Annotated in this window: 15 protein-coding genes; 10 read left to right on the top strand and 5 right to left on the bottom strand. The window is 55.0% G+C overall.

Features of this window, described 5'->3' with window-relative positions; all coding sequences use genetic code 11:
- Window positions 1-8 precede the first annotated feature (8 nt).
- Genes AC2FD9_RS12405 through AC2FD9_RS12390 form a run of 4 tightly spaced genes read left to right on the top strand, consistent with a single transcriptional unit; the run spans window position 9 to window position 3,710 of the window.
- The gene (locus AC2FD9_RS12405; protein WP_109311132.1) at window positions 9-965 is read left to right on the top strand and encodes a branched-chain amino acid ABC transporter permease; all 957 of its coding nucleotides are present in this window, start codon (window positions 9-11) and stop codon (window positions 963-965) included.
- Complete coding sequence (locus tag AC2FD9_RS12400; protein WP_496837134.1) at window positions 962-2,248, top strand: branched-chain amino acid ABC transporter permease; 1,287 nt, start codon at window positions 962-964, stop codon at window positions 2,246-2,248. The genes AC2FD9_RS12405 and AC2FD9_RS12400 overlap by 4 nt, the downstream gene beginning before the upstream one ends.
- Window positions 2,245-3,009, top strand: a complete 765-nt coding sequence (locus AC2FD9_RS12395) for an ABC transporter ATP-binding protein (RefSeq protein WP_496837132.1) — start codon at window positions 2,245-2,247, stop codon at window positions 3,007-3,009. The genes AC2FD9_RS12400 and AC2FD9_RS12395 overlap by 4 nt, the downstream gene beginning before the upstream one ends.
- Window positions 3,009-3,710, top strand: a complete 702-nt coding sequence (locus AC2FD9_RS12390) for an ABC transporter ATP-binding protein (RefSeq protein ID WP_496837130.1) — start codon at window positions 3,009-3,011, stop codon at window positions 3,708-3,710. The genes AC2FD9_RS12395 and AC2FD9_RS12390 overlap by 1 nt, the downstream gene beginning before the upstream one ends.
- Window positions 3,711-3,821: 111 nt before the next feature.
- Here the strand turns inward: AC2FD9_RS12390 and AC2FD9_RS12385 are convergent, their stop codons facing one another.
- Window positions 3,822-5,261, bottom strand: coding sequence for a coniferyl aldehyde dehydrogenase (locus AC2FD9_RS12385; RefSeq protein WP_496837128.1), 1,440 nt, complete (start codon window positions 5,259-5,261; stop codon window positions 3,822-3,824).
- A gap of 186 nt (window positions 5,262-5,447) precedes the next feature.
- Between AC2FD9_RS12385 and AC2FD9_RS12380 the strand changes: the two genes are divergently transcribed.
- Both AC2FD9_RS12380 and AC2FD9_RS12375 read left to right on the top strand, forming a co-directional pair.
- A complete protein-coding gene (locus AC2FD9_RS12380; protein ID WP_496837126.1) occupies window positions 5,448-5,945 on the top strand; it encodes a flavin reductase family protein in 498 nt (165 codons plus the stop codon).
- 120 nt (window positions 5,946-6,065) lie between these two features.
- On the top strand, window positions 6,066-7,616 hold the full coding sequence (locus tag AC2FD9_RS12375; protein WP_496837125.1) for a class I adenylate-forming enzyme family protein: 1,551 nt from the start codon (window positions 6,066-6,068) through the stop codon (window positions 7,614-7,616).
- A gap of 172 nt (window positions 7,617-7,788) precedes the next feature.
- Here AC2FD9_RS12375 and AC2FD9_RS12370 read toward each other — a convergent pair whose 3' ends face one another.
- Window positions 7,789-8,976 (bottom strand): aromatic ring-hydroxylating oxygenase subunit alpha, encoded by a 1,188-nt coding sequence (locus AC2FD9_RS12370; RefSeq protein WP_496837123.1) that lies wholly within the window; start codon window positions 8,974-8,976, stop codon window positions 7,789-7,791.
- A gap of 193 nt (window positions 8,977-9,169) precedes the next feature.
- On the opposite strand from AC2FD9_RS12370, the gene AC2FD9_RS12365 reads away from it, so the two are divergent.
- The gene (locus tag AC2FD9_RS12365) at window positions 9,170-9,748 is read left to right on the top strand and encodes a TetR/AcrR family transcriptional regulator (protein WP_496837121.1); all 579 of its coding nucleotides are present in this window, start codon (window positions 9,170-9,172) and stop codon (window positions 9,746-9,748) included.
- 28 nt (window positions 9,749-9,776) lie between these two features.
- On the opposite strand, the gene AC2FD9_RS12360 is transcribed toward AC2FD9_RS12365, so the two are convergent.
- Complete coding sequence (locus AC2FD9_RS12360) at window positions 9,777-10,688, bottom strand: LysR family transcriptional regulator (protein WP_496837120.1); 912 nt, start codon at window positions 10,686-10,688, stop codon at window positions 9,777-9,779.
- Between the two features lie 108 nt (window positions 10,689-10,796).
- Complete coding sequence (locus AC2FD9_RS12355) at window positions 10,797-11,975, bottom strand: patatin-like phospholipase family protein (RefSeq protein WP_496837118.1); 1,179 nt, start codon at window positions 11,973-11,975, stop codon at window positions 10,797-10,799.
- 326 nt (window positions 11,976-12,301) lie between these two features.
- Between AC2FD9_RS12355 and AC2FD9_RS12350 the strand changes: the two genes are divergently transcribed.
- The 3 genes from AC2FD9_RS12350 to AC2FD9_RS12340 all read left to right on the top strand — a co-directional run bounded on the left by AC2FD9_RS12350 (window position 12,302) and on the right by AC2FD9_RS12340 (window position 15,470).
- Window positions 12,302-13,453: an aromatic ring-hydroxylating oxygenase subunit alpha gene (locus AC2FD9_RS12350; protein WP_496837116.1), complete on the top strand. Its 1,152-nt coding sequence runs from the start codon at window positions 12,302-12,304 to the stop codon at window positions 13,451-13,453.
- Window positions 13,450-14,325 carry an ABC transporter six-transmembrane domain-containing protein gene (locus AC2FD9_RS12345; protein ID WP_496837115.1) on the top strand — a complete coding sequence of 292 codons (876 nt, stop codon included), beginning with the start codon at window positions 13,450-13,452 and terminating at the stop codon, window positions 14,323-14,325. The genes AC2FD9_RS12350 and AC2FD9_RS12345 overlap by 4 nt, the downstream gene beginning before the upstream one ends.
- An 83-nt stretch (window positions 14,326-14,408) precedes the next feature.
- Window positions 14,409-15,470, top strand: a complete 1,062-nt coding sequence (locus AC2FD9_RS12340; protein ID WP_282169593.1) for a 2Fe-2S iron-sulfur cluster-binding protein — start codon at window positions 14,409-14,411, stop codon at window positions 15,468-15,470.
- 26 nt (window positions 15,471-15,496) lie between these two features.
- Here AC2FD9_RS12340 and AC2FD9_RS12335 read toward each other — a convergent pair whose 3' ends face one another.
- On the bottom strand, window positions 15,497-16,087 hold the full coding sequence (locus AC2FD9_RS12335; protein ID WP_058276671.1) for a TetR/AcrR family transcriptional regulator: 591 nt from the start codon (window positions 16,085-16,087) through the stop codon (window positions 15,497-15,499).
- Between the last annotated feature and the right edge of the window lie 173 nt (window positions 16,088-16,260).

Raw genomic sequence — 16,260 nt, 5'->3', positions numbered from 1 at the left:
GACACGTAATGGCGCTGTTCCTCGTGAACGTGTTGGATGGATTTGTGACTGGTTTGTTGCTGTTCATGCTATGCAGCGGTCTGACACTGATCTTTTCCATGATGGGCGTTCTGAACTTTGCTCATGCCAGTTTTTACATGCTGGGTGCTTATTTCGCCTATCAGATCAGCCTCGTCACCGGGTTCTGGGTCGGCTTGCTTGTCGCGCCATTGATTGTCGGTTTGATCGGAGCTCTGATCGAGCGATACGGGTTAAGACGAGTTCACAAATACGGGCATGTGCCGGAACTGATCTTTACCTTTGGTCTTGCGCTGCTGATTGAAGAAACAATTCAATTCTTCTGGGGCAAAAGTCAGCTTCCATTCTCGGAACCTGCCGCGCTGGATTTTGCAGCTTTCGCCATCGCTGGAAATGCCTTTCCTGCCTACAAGGTTTTCATGATCGCCGTTGCAATGGGGATCTTCCTGACGCTGCTATACATTCTGACCAAAACCCGTATTGGCATGACCATTCAGGCCGCGCTCAGCTATCCCGAAACCGTGCAGAACCTGGGTCACAACGTACCGTTGGTCTTTATGTGCGTGTTTGGCGTAGGAACTGCGATGGCCGGGCTGGCCGGCGTCATCGCTGGTCCGGTTCTGGGTGTTTTCCCCGGCATGGCCTTGCAGCTGGGTTCTATCGTTTTTGTGACCATTGTGATCGGCGGTCTGGGTTCCCTTTGGGGCGCCTTGGTTGCATCCCTGATTATCGGCTGGCTTCAGACCTTTGCCACCGCCTATGACGTCACGGCTGAACAGGTGCTGACCGCGATCGGCTTTACCAAGCCAGAGATGATCTGGGATCATCCGCTGCAGGACCTTTGGACACTGACGCTGCCTCAGCTTGGCCCGATCCTGCCGTACCTGCTGATGATCATCGTTCTTGTTCTGCGCCCGCAAGGTCTTATGGGGAACCGTGAATCATGAGTATCGCTAGTAAGACGCCGTTAACTGCGGGCACTACGCGGCTGATATCGCTATCGAACGTGATGCCCTGGGCATTTGCCGCTTTGTTCCTGTTGTGCCTGCCGTTTGTGTTCCAGTCCAGTTCGGCGCTGACGATCATGAACCAGATGGCAATCACCATCGTCTTCGCGCTGAGCTACAACATGTTGCTGGGGCAGGGTGGTATGCTGTCCTTTGGTCATGCGGTCTATATGGGTCTTGGCGGGTTCTTCGCCATGCACGTGATGAACATGGTCGAGGACGGGCTATGGTTGCCATTGCCGTTTCTGCCGATTGTCGGGGGTTTGTTCGGCATGGTCTTCGCCTTCCTGATCGGTAGTTTTTCGACCCGCCGGGCAGGCACTGTATTCGCCATGATCTCGCTTGGTGTCGGAGAGCTGATCGCCGCCTGTTCCGTCATCATCGTCGTGTTCTTTGGCGGCGAAGAAGGCATCTCGGGCGACCGGACCATGGGTCCGCCAGTGTTCGGATATGAATTCCTTACACAGCAAGAGGTTTATTACCTTACGGTCGTGTGGCTGTTGGTGGCAGCGCTGCTGATGTATCTGTTCTCGCGTACGCCGATCGGGCGGATTGCCAACGCAGTGCGCGACAACGAAGAACGCGCCGAGTTTTTGGGGTATTCCCAGCGCAACGTTCGCTGGATTTCCTTCTGTGCTTCGGGCTTTTTTGCCGGTGTTGCCGGGTCGTTGTTCGCGATCAACTTTGAGATTCTGACCGAGGAAAACCTGAACCTTGCGACGTCAGGCTCGATCCTGCTGATCACCTTCATTGGTGGTGCTGGCTTCTTTGTCGGGCCGATTATCGGGGCGGTCGTGTTCACCTTGCTGCAAACGGTTCTTGGCCTGCATACCGAATTATGGGCGTTGTATCTGGGCATTTTGTTCGTGGCCTGTGTGATGTTCTTCCCGTCTGGTTTTGCCGGGTTGATCGCGATGCATCGACGACCACTTGCACTGGGTAAACTGAAATTGCTGATCAAGCCGTATCTCAAGGTGGCAATCCCCGCGATCACGAGTGTCCTGTCACTGGCCGCCATTCTGGAAATTCTGTTCCACAAGCGCCATGGATACGGCGGCGATCACGAGATGCACCTCTATGGCATTGCCTTTGACAGTGGTGGCTATCAAGCCATAGCCTTTGCAGTAATCATCGCCGCGATCTCACTATTCCTCGTGTCCCGCGTTTTGCCGGAAATCCGTGAAGCCTGGGACAATGCGAACCATGCGGAGGACCGTGCATGAGCGCTCCTGCTATTGAGCTGAAAAACCTCGAAAAAAGTTTTGGTCTGGCTAAGATCATTCACGGTGTGAACCTGCAGATCGCAAAAGGTGAACGCCATGCGGTCATTGGGCCAAACGGGGCCGGGAAGTCGACCCTGTTCAACCTGATCACCGGGCGGTTCGCGCCGACCTCAGGTGGGGTGTTTCTGCACGGTGAGGATGTCACCGGATTGAAACCGTTCGAGATCAACCGCCGTGGCCTCAGCCGATCTTTCCAGATCACCAACATTTTTCCCAACATGACCGTGTTTGAAAACATTCGTTGCGGGTTGTTGTGGACGATGGGCTATCGCTATTCTTTTTGGCACATGATTGGCCGGCAGCTGGACGTGACTGAAAAGGCTGAGGGAATTCTAGCGCAGATCAATCTGAGTTCGCGCCGGAATGAACTGGCTGGCACGCTGGCATATGCCGAACAGCGCGCGCTTGAGATCGGGATCACGATCGCAGGCGGGGCGGATATCATACTGCTGGACGAACCCTGCGCCGGGATGAGCCATTCAGAAACTGACCTGATCGTCGATCTGATACGCAAAGTGACCGAGGATAAGACACTATTGATCGTCGAGCACGACATGGGCGTGATCTTCGATTTGGCCGACAAGATCTCGGTCCTTGTTTATGGTGAAGTGATCGAATCCGACACGCCGAACGTCGTGCGCGCATCGGTGAAAGTGAAAGAAGCCTATCTGGGCGCAAGTTTGGAAGAGGAGGCGGTGTAATGCTTCAGGTCACCGACTTGCACGCATATTACGGGAAAAGTCACATTCTTCAGGGGGTGAACCTTGAAGTGGGCGAGGGCGAAATCGTATCGCTGTTGGGGCGGAACGGGGTTGGGCGGTCTACCACCTGCAAGGCGATCATGGGCGAGGTCGCGCCACATGGGTCGATCAAGTTCCGCGGCCAGGAGATCGCTGGCCGCAAAAGCTTTGAGATTGCTAAGGCCGGGATTGGCTACGTTCCCGAAAACCGGGATATCTTTCCCGGTCTCACAACGCGCCAAAACCTGATACTGGGGCTGAAGCCGGGCAAAAAGGACGGCGATGGCCGCTGGTGTATCGAGGATATGTTCGAGATGTTTCCGAACCTGCGCAATCGTGCGGATGTGGATGCCTCGGTTATGTCGGGCGGCGAAAAGCAAATGCTGACCATCTGTCGCGCTTTGATGGGCGACCCCGATTTCATCATGATCGATGAGCCGACCGAAGGCCTGGCCCCGAAGATTGTTGAGCAGGTAGGGGATCTGCTGCTGCAGATTGCCGAGCGTGGCGTCTCGATCCTGTTGGTCGAGCAAAAGCTGACCATCGCTTTGCGTGTGACCAACCGGGTTTACGTCATGGGTCACGGGCACATGGTTTACGAAGGCACCCCGCAGGCATTGCGCGAAAATGACGAAATCCGGAAGGAATGGCTGGAGGTCTGAGGTATCGCCGCAGGCATCTTGCTTATAACAAGCCGCGCTGCCGGCATTACTGCAAAACGACTGACGGGAACTCCGCAAATGCAGAGCTCCCTTCTTTTTTGGTGCACCAGATTATTTTTTCAGGAACGGTGCCATTGTCTTAAAGAACTTCTCGCCATAGGGCGGGCGAAGAGCCTTGAAGACGCCATCCATATTGATCTGCTTGAAAATAGCTTTTGCGTGGCTGAACCGTTTGAAGCCATGCAGGCCGTGATAAGCGCCCATGCCACTGTTTCCGACACCGCCAAAGGGGAGGGTGTTCTGGGTCGAATGCATGATGGTCTCGTTGATGCACGCTCCGCCGGAAATGGTGCTTTCCATCACCTGCTCCTGCTCGCCCGCGTCCTTGGCAAACACGTAAGCCGCCAGGGGGCGCGGCCGGGCATTGGCAAAGCTTATCGCTTGATCCAGCGAGTCGTAAGGCAGGATTGGCAGGATCGGCCCAAAAATTTCATCCTGCATAACGTCCAGCGCCGGATCGGCGTCGACGATCAGTGTCGGGGGCAGAATTTTCTCATTTGTGGCTGAGAGATCTTCATTGGCGGGATTGACCTGAACGACCCGCGCCCCTGCCGAGCGTGCCTGCTCCACAAGGCCCTTGAGCCGATCGAATTGGCGGTCGGTCACAATATGGGTGACATCCGGGTTGCCGGACAGGGTCGGGAAGGCCTCGGCAAGTTTTGCCGCAAGCTGGGTGGCGAATTCTTCCATCTTTGCGCGTGGGACCAAGACATAGTCCGGTGCCAGGCATACCTGACCCGCATTGAATCCTTTGCCGGCGGCGATCCGGGCGACCGCAAGGTTCATATCCGCGCTGGGGGCGATGATGGCGGGGTTCTTGCCGCCAAGCTCCAGCGTCGTCGGCACCATATGTTCAGCTGCTGCGCGAAGGACATGCGGGCCAATGGTGCTGGCGCCGGTAAACAGCAGGTGGTCAAAAGGAAGGGCAGTGAACGCCTGTGCGACGTCGACGCCACCGGTCACGACCACGGCTTCGTGCGGGGCGAAGTTTGCTTCTATCAGCGATTTCAAAAGGTCGGACGTGCGGGGGGTGAACTCTGACGGTTTCAGCATGACCGAGTTGCCTGCCGCAAAGGCTTCGGCCATTGGGCCAATGGCTAGATAGATCGGAAAGTTCCAGGGGCTGACAATCCCAATGACACCCAGGGGTTGATAATGGATGCGACCGCGCGCGCCCAGCAATCCCAGGGGAAACTCGACTTTTGCCTTCTCAGGGCGCATCCAGCGATCAAGGTTGTCCCGCGCGAATTTTAACTGCTTCACCGTACCAGCGATGTCGGCCGCGATCGTTTCATGTTGTGACCGATTGCCAAAATCAGCCGAGATCGCGTCAATCATGGCATCGCGATTATCCAATACCAGGTCGATTAACCGCGTGATGCGATCCTTGCGTTCAGCCGCGTTTGCCGCGCCATGTTCGGCCTGGTGGGTTTTTTGTGTCTCCAAAAGCGTCGCGAGGCTCTCGGCGGGGTTGGGGCTATGCTGGTTCAATACGCGTCTCCTGCGGTTGGTTTTGCGGTGCGCAACCGCCTTCCTGTTGGCCTGTGTGCCCGTTCTGCCCCCTTGGTCACAAGGGTCGGGTTTTGTTTCTTTACCGCCGGGCTGCGAAGTCTGCGTTGACATTTGTCCGGCGATGTGGAAGGTAAGTGATCGTTCACTAATTAGCAAGAGCGCAGTATGACCCTGACCACAGAAGACAGGTTCAAGACCGGCATGCAGTTGCTGGCGGCCTCAACGACCATCATCACATCAGAATTCGAGGATTCGCGCGCCGGGATGGCGGCGACGGCGGTATGTTCGCTAACGGCCGATCCGCCAGCCTTGTTGGTTTGCATCAACCGAACAGCGCGAACATATGGCGTCGTGATGGACAGCCGAAAGTTTGCCGTAAACCTCATACCTGATGACATGACCGATGTTGTCGGTGCCTTTTCGTCGAAAATGGACAAGGAACAACAGTTCCAGGCGGCCGGGACATGGATCAAAGGAGATCTGGGTCTGCCTGTTTTGAAAGAGTCCGTCGTGTCCTTTGAATGCGTGGTCGACAACTGGGCAAACACGAAGACACATGCGGTGTTCTTCGGTATGGTGAAAGAAGTTCACCTGAACCCGGAAAAATCGGCGCTCATTTATGGGCGCAAGGGATTTCACAAACTCGCACCGCTGGAAGGCTGATGCAGGGTCAAAGTGAATTTTCACCTGCTTCCGCACGCCTTACACCACCAAAAACCGCCACTAAAAACGACCATCACGTAACTAGTAATTTGCGGTGATAATGCCCGGGAGGAGACACCAATGCCGACGCTTGGACAGCTGATCGACCGAAACGCAGACCGTTTTGGGGATCAAGATGCTTATGTAGAACTGGACCGCCGTCGCAGTTGGCGCGAGTTAGGCCAGCGAACAGATGCGTTGGCGCATGCGTTGCGGTCGCTGGATGTTCGCAAGGGTGACAGGGTCGGCGTGATCCTGCCCGACTGCATCGAGGTCGCAGAAACCATCGGCGCTTGCGCCAAGGCCGGTGCGATTCGAGTGGGTCTGAACTATCGCCTTGCCCCGCGCGAAATCGGCGCGCTGATTGACGACGCGGGCTTGGATGTTCTGATCGTGCAGGACACGAAAGTTGCAATTGCCCAAGAGGCACTGACCTTCAGCAAGCGTCAGCCGGTGCTGGTGGGTGTCGGTGCCCAGCATACGCTGGAGCGGGATTATGAAACCCGGATCGCATCAGCATCTGATCGCGGAGCCTTCATCCATACCCCTCATGAGCAATTGATGATCTGCTACACCACTGGTTCAACCGGTTTGCCGAAAGGTGCGATCTATCCTCACACGTTGATGATCGAGTCGATGGGTGTAATCGCGCTGACAGAAGGTGCGGGTCCGGACGATGTCTGGCTGCACGCGATGCCGGCATCGGGCGTTCCGATCATTCACCTGCTGCGTAACATGTTCCACGGTACCAAATGCGCCATTGTTGGCGAATGGGATGCAGAAACGGCGCTTAAGCTTATTGACCGCGAGCAGGCGACGATCTGCGTTCTGGTGCCGACAATGCTGAACGACCTGCTGTCTTCCGGGCTGATCACGCAATACAATTGCGCGTCGATCCGGCAGCTGGGGTATGGATCTGCGCCAATTCCACCCGCGACAGTGCGCGATGCGCTCAAGGCTTTCGGGTGCAAGTTCTTGCAGATGTTTGGCACGACCGAGCTGATGGGCATGGGCATGATGCTGACCGCAACGGATCACGAGCGCGCTTTGAAAGACGGGCACAACTGTCTGGAAAGCGCGGGTCGACCACTATACTACGTGGACGTCCGTGTGGTGGATGAGCAGGGCAATGACCTTCCCAGCGGAGAGGCGGGTGAGCTGCTGATACACTCGCCCTATGTGATACCGGGTTATTGGAACCAAGCGGTGGAGTATTCGGAAACTGTCCACGATGGTTGGCTGCATACCGGGGATATCGCAGTGATCGATGCAGAGGGTTACGTGCATCTCAAGGACCGGGCAAAGTTCCGTATCAAGTCCGGCGGCTATAACGTGTTCCCGGTCGAGGTCGAAAACTGTCTGGCTGAACATGATGCAATCGACGAAGTCAGTGTGTTCGGCTTGCCCGATCCAAAATGGGGGGATCGGATTCATGCCGTTGTCACCCTGAACTCGGATACCCCTGTTAGCGGCGCGGAACTGCGTGAGTACTGCCGGGGTAAGATTGCCAACTTCAAGATCCCGAAAGATATCGAGATTTGGGACGCATTGCCCAAAGGCCCGACAGGTAAAATTCAAAAACGCGAAATTATCGAGATTTGCAGTCGCGACTACCAAAGCGGCGCCGCCTGAGCGCCCCTCCTGACCGAATGCTCTTGGTCGGGGAATGAAGGTTCGAAAACAGTGTGAGGCTTGATCCTGAAATGCGGTCAAGCCTCGTCGTTTCAATGGCCCACCTCAAATGAAGCAGGCCATCCGGTTGAGCAAGTGACCCAGTGAAATCTCTGTCGCTTGCCGCGTGTACCTACGCTTCCATGTGGCGCAGAACCGATCTCTGAAAGTAGGTCAGCGGAGATTCAGCCCCCGGACCAGAGGCCATTTTGCCGACCGTGTATTTGGGCGACATCATCGCACGCTGCATTTTCTCGACGACATATACATCCTCGGTCTGGAAGTCCTGCGTTTCCAGCGGATGCACTTTCCAGTGCGAGCTTTTGATCATGCCGGATACTTTGTCATAACCGGGGATATCCTTGACGGATCCGCGGCTCGACATCCATGATTTTGCGGCCCAGACATAAGCATGCAACCGTGTCACACCGGCGCTTACAGGTTCCATCACGGATATCGAAAAAGACCAGGGGCTTGCCACGATCAGGGTTGTCGGGAACAACATGTAGACGCCGCCATAGCCTTCTTTCTCAGCATGCGGGATTTTCTTCGCGTTCCATTTGTCCATGCGCGTTGACACGAAATTCGGAACACGCGAACGCACGGTTTCGTTTTCAGTCGAGTACCAAACCTGATTGTCGCCATAAGGGTCCCAGATGTTCTTGTCCTGAGTTGGGCCGCCCAGTGTGTTCTTGTGCAGATAGGCCAGGTGGTATCCGTCGATCGCGTTCTCGAAGAACACTTTCCAGTTGCACTGCATTTCATAGGTTACAGGTTCACCGTAGGATATCAGTTCAGGGCTGGTGATGTCGTGCGGCCAGACGACATCTTCCAATCCGCTGAGCCATTCTGACAAGTCCTGATCGGGTTCGGGATTGACAAAGACAATGCCCTTGAAGACCGCGACCGAAGCCCTGTGCAGGCCGTTTTCTTTTTTGTTGATGTCCGGGAAACAGGCTTGCTGGTCGGGGATGCCACGCAGCGCGCCATCCAGGCCAAAAGTCCACGAGTGATAGGGGCACACGACCGTCTTGCCCGCATTGCCGCAGCCGTGGTCCAACAGTTCGGTTCCGCGATGTCGGCAAATGTTGTGGAACGCACGCAGTTCGCCGTCGTTTCCGCGGATTGCGACCAGGGTAAAGTGCCCTGCCTTGGCCGTCATGTAATCGCCCGCATTGGCAACCTTTGACTCGACGCCAGCAAACACCCAGCTGCGCGAAAACAGCTTCTTGTTTTCCTGCGCCAGCCATTCATCTGATGTGTAGGCTTCGGGTGGCAATTCCTGGGTAGCGACCTCTGGCATTTGGTTTGGCTGTTGCATGAATGATCTCACAAATGGCTGCTAAGTTTTCATTATTGTCATTGTTGACAGATAACCTTGAACGCGGCATATGTCAATGCAAAGTGATCGTTCACTAATTTTGACGATTTGAAAGAAATTGGCCGCAAAAACTGCGATTAATCAAGATTTCAAGGGCTCTTGTCCTGAGCCTGATGGAGAGACTGGAAACGCTATGCCGCGCCCGAGTTTAAAACCGCAACGGTCAGAAGAAATCCTTGATGCCTATATGACCTGCGTGGCCCGGTACGGGCTTGATGGCGCCACCCAACAGCGTGTAGCGGCCGAGGCGGGTGTGAAGCGACCTTTGTTACGGCACTACCTTGGCAATCGTGACCAGATGATTGGTGCGCTAAATCAGCATGTCGCAGACGCGTTCAACAATCTGACATTGGAGTTGGATTGTCATCTTACACAGATCGAAACAGGCGATCAGCTCTTGGAAATCCTATTTGCCGAAGATGAAGAGATCGACCCACGGCTTGCTGCTGCGTGGCAGGGGTTATCCGCATCAGTCGGGGATCATCCCGAACTTGCGGAGGCGTTGCTGGAAGTCCTGGCACGTTTTGTGGCGGTTCTAGAAAAGTTCTTTGCTCGCGTGTCGCCCGACGCCACACCAGAACGGGTGAAGGCCGTGGCGCAGGGCATTTCAACGATCTTCCTGTCCCTCGATTCACTGGCCGCACTTGATGCGCCGTCAAATTGGCGCACCGAATTGAGGCGGGCGGCTTCATTGCTGACGGAAACTTTGTGATTGCCAAGTCGGGTCGCATCCGACGACGTCAGCGCGGCAGGCCCTCTTCGGTTTGGGCCTGCGTGGACAGCCAGTGACGAAAGCTGCGCAGCGACGGGTCGTCCGACTTGGTTTTAGGCCAAACAAGATAGTAGGCGCCCATCATCTCAACCGCGCCCGGGAAGGCTGCGATCAGTTTGCCTGTCGCGAGGTCCTGTTCGATCAAATAGTTGGGCAACAACGCAACGCCAAGACCGTGAACCGCCGCTTGATTGATCGTTGTGTATTGATCGTAAATCGTTCCGGGCAATGCGTCGGGATGGCTTGTCCCCATATGACTGAACCATTCTTGCCAGGCGTGGGGCCGGGTCTGGATGTGCAGCAATGGTAGTTTCAGCAGATCTCGCGGTGATGGCGGCGCGCCTTTGGGCAGCAGGGATGGCGCGCAAACCGGCAATACACTTTCCACACGCAGCAACAGCCGATCCGTGCCGGGCCAATCGGGTTCTCCAAAATGCAGCGCCGCGTCGAAGGGTTCAGCGGTGAAACTGAACGGACGCAGGCGGGTCGACATGTTGATGGTTATTTCCGGGTGCATTCGGGCAAATTCGGGTAATCTGGGCACTAGCCACCGCATTCCGAACGTCGGCAAAATCGCAAGGTTCAAGGTGCCACCAATAGGAGCCATGTGCAGCTTTAGCGAGGCCTGAGCGATCTGGTTCAGGCCTTGCCGAACCTCGGCTACATATTCCTGCGCAACCGGCGTCAGCAGCAGGCGTTTGCGATCCCGACGGATCAGATCGACACCTAGCTGGGCTTCCAGTGTTTGCAATTGCCGGCTGACGGCACTTTGGGTCAGGGCAAGCTCATCAGCGACCGCAGAAGCCGAGCCTAAGCGATCCAGCGCTTCAAGGGCGCGGAGTGATGAAATTGAGGGGAAGAGGCGGCGTGGCGTTACCATCTATGCGGTCTGCTCATGATTTGCCCCGTTATCTTGCAGTTATTTGCGCTTTGTTCAAACATCTTGTTGATTGTCTGCTTCAGTAATTGGCCGGGCCTTAAGTCCTCTTCACTGCCACTGCTGCGCATCATAGATCCACCCTTCCTTATGCTGTCCGGCCCAATAACCGATCGCAAACAGTTCGGTCATGTATTCGGGGTCGAAGGGTTCCTGCGGCTTTCTTTGAAATTCCTTGGGTATATAGGTGATGTTGGCTTGAAACCCGTCCCGGTTCGCGAGGGTCAGGATGCTTTCGATATTGCCCAGGCTTTGCGAACGGATCAGCATCTCGAACGCGCGGTTAGCCACTGCGGTTGCATTTCCGGGCAAGGGATCGAAACTCGGTTCCAGCGTTTTGTTGTGGATTAACCAAATGCGGTTTTTTTGGTTGCTCAGCCCAGTGTCCCGCAATAGCCAACGCATCTGCAAGTCGTATGGGTAGGCAAAAATCTCGCGGGTCAGACCGCCATCCACATGCAGTTCTTCGCGTTGAACTTCGCCATTGGTCACCTTGATTGTAACTGGTTGGAATACGACAGGTATCGAGACCGAGGCCAAAATTACATCCCGGATCAGCTCCCGTGCGCCCGGTGTGTCGGTTTGGGCGATAGCTCCGATGTTCCACAGCACCGGACGTTCCGCGTCGATGTTGGTGGTGCCGATCAAAAGCTGGCGGCCCAATCTGTGCTGCTCCGCGATCTCGCGGATCAGATCGTCGGTCAGTTCTTGCTTGATTGCCGCTTTCAGTGGCGTTGCTTTGGTCAGAAAACCACGCCCAAAGACGGCACCCGAAACGTCTAATCGCACGACATCCCGGGTCGCGGTTTCGGTGTAGAACCGCTTCAGGCGGCTGTCATAATCCGGGCCGAGGAATGCAAAGGGCGCAATTAGCGCGCCGGTGGAGATTCCGGTGACCACATCAAAGGAAGGGCGTGTGCCCTTGTCGGTCCAACCATTTAGAACGCCGGCCCCAAAAGCGCCGTGCTGGCCGCCGCCTGACAGCGCAAGAATGTTCAGACCTTGCCCCCTTGGAACCTGTGCTAGCGTCTTACGCATTTCCGCATTGAGAGTTGCCAGACGGTCGCGACTATCATCCTCGAAATACCGGCTGTCCGGGGTTATTCCAACCGGTAGAAAGGTCTCGCAATTCTCGGGCGTCGGCGTAAGTGCTGTCCGATCATAGCTACTGGCACAGGCGGTTAGCATCAGCGCGAGGGCGAAATTGACGCAAATGTTGAATGAGGGCATCGGTGAATTGTCCGTCTTGAAAGTGATGCCGCTCTGTATAGTGCCAAGCAAATTTTGTTGAGTGCCAAATCTCTGCAGGCGCCTTAATCCAATTGTATCGTTAGGTAATGTGCGAGATGACACCGATCGAAACAGCGGACATCGCAAAAAATTGCTTACATGTTTCGGCTGATTTCATTCTTTAAATTGTCACCATTGACAGTTGTTTGCTGTTTGCCTATCTCGTTTCAAAGCACCGTAAGATCGGGCATGTGTTAACCACTGTTGCTGAGGTCAAAACGTTTAGCTTGCCAACCGTGAAGACGACGGCCCTAGGAGGGGACAGCATGCCGCAAATGTACCATGAGTTACCTGCAGAGGCGTATACATCGCAGGAGTGGTTCGACCGAGAACAGCGAGAGATATTCTCAAAAACATGGCGTTTTGCTGGTTTTATGGAAGATTTGCCCGAGCCAGGCCATTATCTTTCGGTTCAGGCGGGATTGAACAACTTGTTCATCGTCATGGGGAGGGATCGCAGGCTGCGGGCCTTCCACAACATCTGCAGACATAGGGGCACCCAATTGATCCGCGCCGTGGGAAAGACCCAAAAAGCGCTGACCTGCCCCTATCACGACTGGACCTATGATCTAGAGGGCAACCTGATCTCGGTCCCGGATGAGCATCGCGAATATAAGTCCGTCGACAAGTCCTGCCTTGGCCTGAAGCCTGCTTCGGTCGATATCTGGAAGGGTATGTTGTTTGTGCATCCCGACCCGAACGCAGGGTCGATCATGAAATGGTTCGGCGATGTGGACGACAAAGTCGGGCCGCACGTGCCAGAAGAGCTGGTGGAGCACGAGGACACATCCAACACCTATGAGATCAAGGCCAACTGGAAGATCGTCGTCGAGAACTACATCGACGTCTACCATCTGAGCCACCTGCATTCGAACACCTTACAGATGTATGACCACGCCAATGCGCAATATGGTTGGTATGGGCCGCACTACATCTTTTGGGAACCGCCGGTCGCAGAGTTCGCCAAAGATCAGAACAAAAAGCTTCAGATGCCTCGGGTCGTTCCCGAAGATCAGAATGGTGCATGGGTGCCGATGCTGTTTCCAGGGGTAGGAATTGGCGCGTCCGAGGACGTGTGGAACGTCTTTATCATTACCCCGCTTGCTCCGGACAGGACGCGGATTCTGAACCGGACGCGTGTTGCCAATGCCTCGGGCTGGGAGTTTTCGAAACAGGCCACCCGGTCGGCGTCCTTCTGGAACAATTTCGGCATCAAAGGCAAATATGACGGTGATGATGCGTATGATGAAAACGATCCGATGGCCTCGGGCGATTTCACGCAAGAGGACATCTATGCCTGTGAACAGCAACAGAAATCCCTGACTTCGCCTTATTTCGAGGTTGGCCCAGCCGCCGCTGGGGAAAGCCCCGTAGTTCAGCACCAAAAGGTCGTTCGCGATTGGTTGCAAGAAGAATGATCAACCCCGACGACCGGTTGTCGATTGCGACCTTACTGCGGGTCTTCCGCACAAAAATCGAAACGACCTGGGGTCTGACCTTGGTTGCAACGGGGTTGTTTATCTTCCTTCCCCTGTTGATCGGCTATTCGATCGACGGCCTGTCGAATGGGGACTACACGTCGTTCATCCATTTCGGTGTTGCGATGGCAGCGCTGCTGGTTGTGTCGACGTTGCGGCGTGTTTACGACACGCGGGCCTATGGCACGATCCGCGTCGAATTGGGCAAGGCGCAGGCCGAACGGGATGCGGGGCGCGAAGTCTCGGTGCTGAATGCGCGTGTTCTGATGGCCCGCGAGTTGGTTGATTTTCTGGAAAATGAGGCCCCTGAATCGATGGGTGCAGTTGTGCAGGTTCTGGTCTCGGTCGGTATTCTGATGTCCTTTCACGGGGCACTTGCCACCGCCGCAGGGACCGCTGCTGTGATTATCCTGATCATCTTTACCCTGTTTTCGCGTCGCTTCTTCCGCCTGAATGGGCTGTTGAACCACCAGTCAGAAAGACAGGTGACTGCGTTGCAAAGCATGGATCTGAAAAAGATCGGCCAACACTTGTTTCGATTGCGCACGCATGAGGTTTGGTTGTCGGATTCCGAGGCACTTGTCTACGCTGCGATTTTTGCTGTCTTGCTCAGTATGCTGGCCTTCAATCTGTGGTTTGCGGCGACGCAAAGCGGGGCGACGGCAGGGCAGATATTCTCGGTTGTCACCTATTCGTTCGAGTTTGTGCAATCGGTCGTGGTTTTGCCGATGGTCCTGCAAAGCCTCGCGCGCTTGTCCGAGATTACCGAGCGGATCAACGCGCCAGCATCAAAACAGGGTGCCAATGCCTAAACCGTTCAATTCAAACACCCGGCCCATTTCGGGTATCATCACACATCCCGCCCATTCGCTTGGCACGAATTTCGGAGGCTTAAATGACCAGAGATTTTCACCCGCTTGAGGTGCTTGAAACGCGTAGTGAGATCGGCGGGCAGGCCAAATCCGTCATGTTTGACGTGCCGCCACATCTGGCCAAAGACTTTGCCTGGCGTGCCGGTCAGCACCTGACCCTTCGCTTTTGGATCAAGGGTGAAGAGGTGCGCAGAAGCTATTCGATCTCGTCTTCGCCCGTCTCAGGGGATCCGCTGCGTATCACCGTCAAACGGGTGAAAAAGGGGCTCGTCAGCAATCATATCAACGATACGGTTCAAAAGGGTAATGTGATCGACGTCATGCCGCCATTCGGCAGTTTTTGTCTGGATACAGACACGGAAGAACGGCGCACACACTACTTCTTTGGGGCTGGCAGTGGCATCACCCCGTTGCATTCAATGCTTCAGTCTGTGCTTTTGGCCGAACCTTGGTCGGTTGCGCATCTGGCCTATGGTAATGCGAACGCGGACAGTATCCTGTTCAAAGATGAGTTTGCCGCATACCAGCAGGCTTTTTCTGAACGCCTGACGGTGCATCACCTTTTGTCCAAACCCTCAATGTGGTCCAGTTTCGCTTATTGGCGCCGGGGTGTCATCGACAAGGATGCGATCGAGGCGCTGATCACAGAAAATCCGCCTTATGCCCAGAATGCCCAGTACTACATCTGTGGTCCCGGCGGGATGAACAAAGCGGTTCGAGACGCGCTTATGTCTTTGGATGTGCCTGCCAATCGGATTCACATGGAAAGCTACGGCGGCGTGCAAGAGACCGATGACAGTATCAAGGGCGTTGATGCTGTTGTGGATATAATGCTGAACGGTCAGCGACAATCGGTTCAGATGGCATCCGGTCAGACGATCTTACAAGCTGCTCAGCAGGCGGGGTTGGAGCCGCCATATTCCTGCCAGTCTGGGGTCTGCGGCGCGTGCCGGTGTCAGGTGAAAAAGGGCGCAGTTCATATGCGGGCGCGAACCGCTTTGGATGATAATGAGATCGCGAAAGGTGCGGTCCTGTCTTGCCAGGCGGTTGCCACGACGGACAAGCTTGCGGTTAGTTATGATTAACCCGGCCGTTGGCCTGGCCGTCGCCGTCAGGTTTTTTCTTCCAATGTTTCAGCCAGTTTCAGCGCGGCGAAGTAGGACGAATAACCCCATGTTTTTGGCGGTTTAAGCGGAACGAAAGCATCCGTGGTGATAAAAAGGTTTATGATTCCGTGTGCGACGATCTCGCAGGCTTGTTTGTCGGCTTTTGGGTGTGAGGCAAGAACAATATCTATCGCGACCTTGTAAAAAGCCTCCATCGATTCCAGCAACGGTTTGCGAAGCTCCGGGTAGATCTCAATCGAGTTGACGAGTGCCTGGTAACAAATGTTTATCCGGGGATCCATCTCACCGTCAGAGTTGAACAGGGCCTCGATCAGATTGCGGACATCGGGATGTTCGTCCAGCGCAACGCGCAATGTTTCGGTCTGTTTGCTGAACGTTTCGACGACATGCTCACCTAGCGCCAGAACCATGGCTTTGCGGTTGCCAAGGTGATGGCGGATCAGTGGGCGCTTCAGCCCGGCTTGTGCCGCGATATGTTCAAGTGTGGCCCCTTCGACGCCGTAGCGAACGACGCACGACATAAAGGCATCGAGGACTTCTTTTTTACGTTGATCTTGTACCGAGGGGCGACCCATGCGATTACCCTTACACAGAAACGGAATTTTAGAGATATCTTAGTTGAAATTTACTGTCAATACTGACAGTAAATTTAAGTTTAGAGTGTCTACCATTCTTCAGCGCTTTCTACATTAGTGCCCATCGTACCAGACGATAATCTAACGCAAGCAGTGTTCAAGCTTCCCGGTGG

The sequence above is a fragment of the Ruegeria sp. YTSC230 genome (assembly GCF_059609665.1).
The sequence above is the reverse complement of the archived record's forward strand: the minus strand, read 5'-3'. Positions and strand labels throughout refer to the sequence as shown.

Excerpts from the sequence above, each read along its gene's own strand:
- AC2FD9_RS12365 (WP_496837121.1), top strand. The coding sequence starts at position 9,170 with ATGCCGCGCCCGAGTTTAAAACCGCAACGGTCAGAAGAAATCCTTGAT.
- AC2FD9_RS12355 (WP_496837118.1), bottom strand. The coding sequence starts at position 11,975 with ATGCCCTCATTCAACATTTGCGTCAATTTCGCCCTCGCGCTGATGCTA.
- AC2FD9_RS12390 (WP_496837130.1), top strand. The coding sequence starts at position 3,009 with ATGCTTCAGGTCACCGACTTGCACGCATATTACGGGAAAAGTCACATT.
- AC2FD9_RS12380 (WP_496837126.1), top strand. The coding sequence starts at position 5,448 with ATGACCCTGACCACAGAAGACAGGTTCAAGACCGGCATGCAGTTGCTG.
- AC2FD9_RS12345 (WP_496837115.1), top strand. The coding sequence starts at position 13,450 with ATGATCAACCCCGACGACCGGTTGTCGATTGCGACCTTACTGCGGGTC.
- AC2FD9_RS12370 (WP_496837123.1), bottom strand. The coding sequence starts at position 8,976 with ATGCAACAGCCAAACCAAATGCCAGAGGTCGCTACCCAGGAATTGCCA.
- AC2FD9_RS12395 (WP_496837132.1), top strand. The coding sequence starts at position 2,245 with ATGAGCGCTCCTGCTATTGAGCTGAAAAACCTCGAAAAAAGTTTTGGT.
- AC2FD9_RS12360 (WP_496837120.1), bottom strand. The coding sequence starts at position 10,688 with ATGGTAACGCCACGCCGCCTCTTCCCCTCAATTTCATCACTCCGCGCC.
- AC2FD9_RS12405 (WP_109311132.1), top strand. The coding sequence starts at position 9 with ATGGCGCTGTTCCTCGTGAACGTGTTGGATGGATTTGTGACTGGTTTG.
- AC2FD9_RS12350 (WP_496837116.1), top strand. The coding sequence starts at position 12,302 with ATGCCGCAAATGTACCATGAGTTACCTGCAGAGGCGTATACATCGCAG.
- AC2FD9_RS12340 (WP_282169593.1), top strand. The coding sequence starts at position 14,409 with ATGACCAGAGATTTTCACCCGCTTGAGGTGCTTGAAACGCGTAGTGAG.
- AC2FD9_RS12375 (WP_496837125.1), top strand. The coding sequence starts at position 6,066 with ATGCCGACGCTTGGACAGCTGATCGACCGAAACGCAGACCGTTTTGGG.
- AC2FD9_RS12335 (WP_058276671.1), bottom strand. The coding sequence starts at position 16,087 with ATGGGTCGCCCCTCGGTACAAGATCAACGTAAAAAAGAAGTCCTCGAT.
- AC2FD9_RS12400 (WP_496837134.1), top strand. The coding sequence starts at position 962 with ATGAGTATCGCTAGTAAGACGCCGTTAACTGCGGGCACTACGCGGCTG.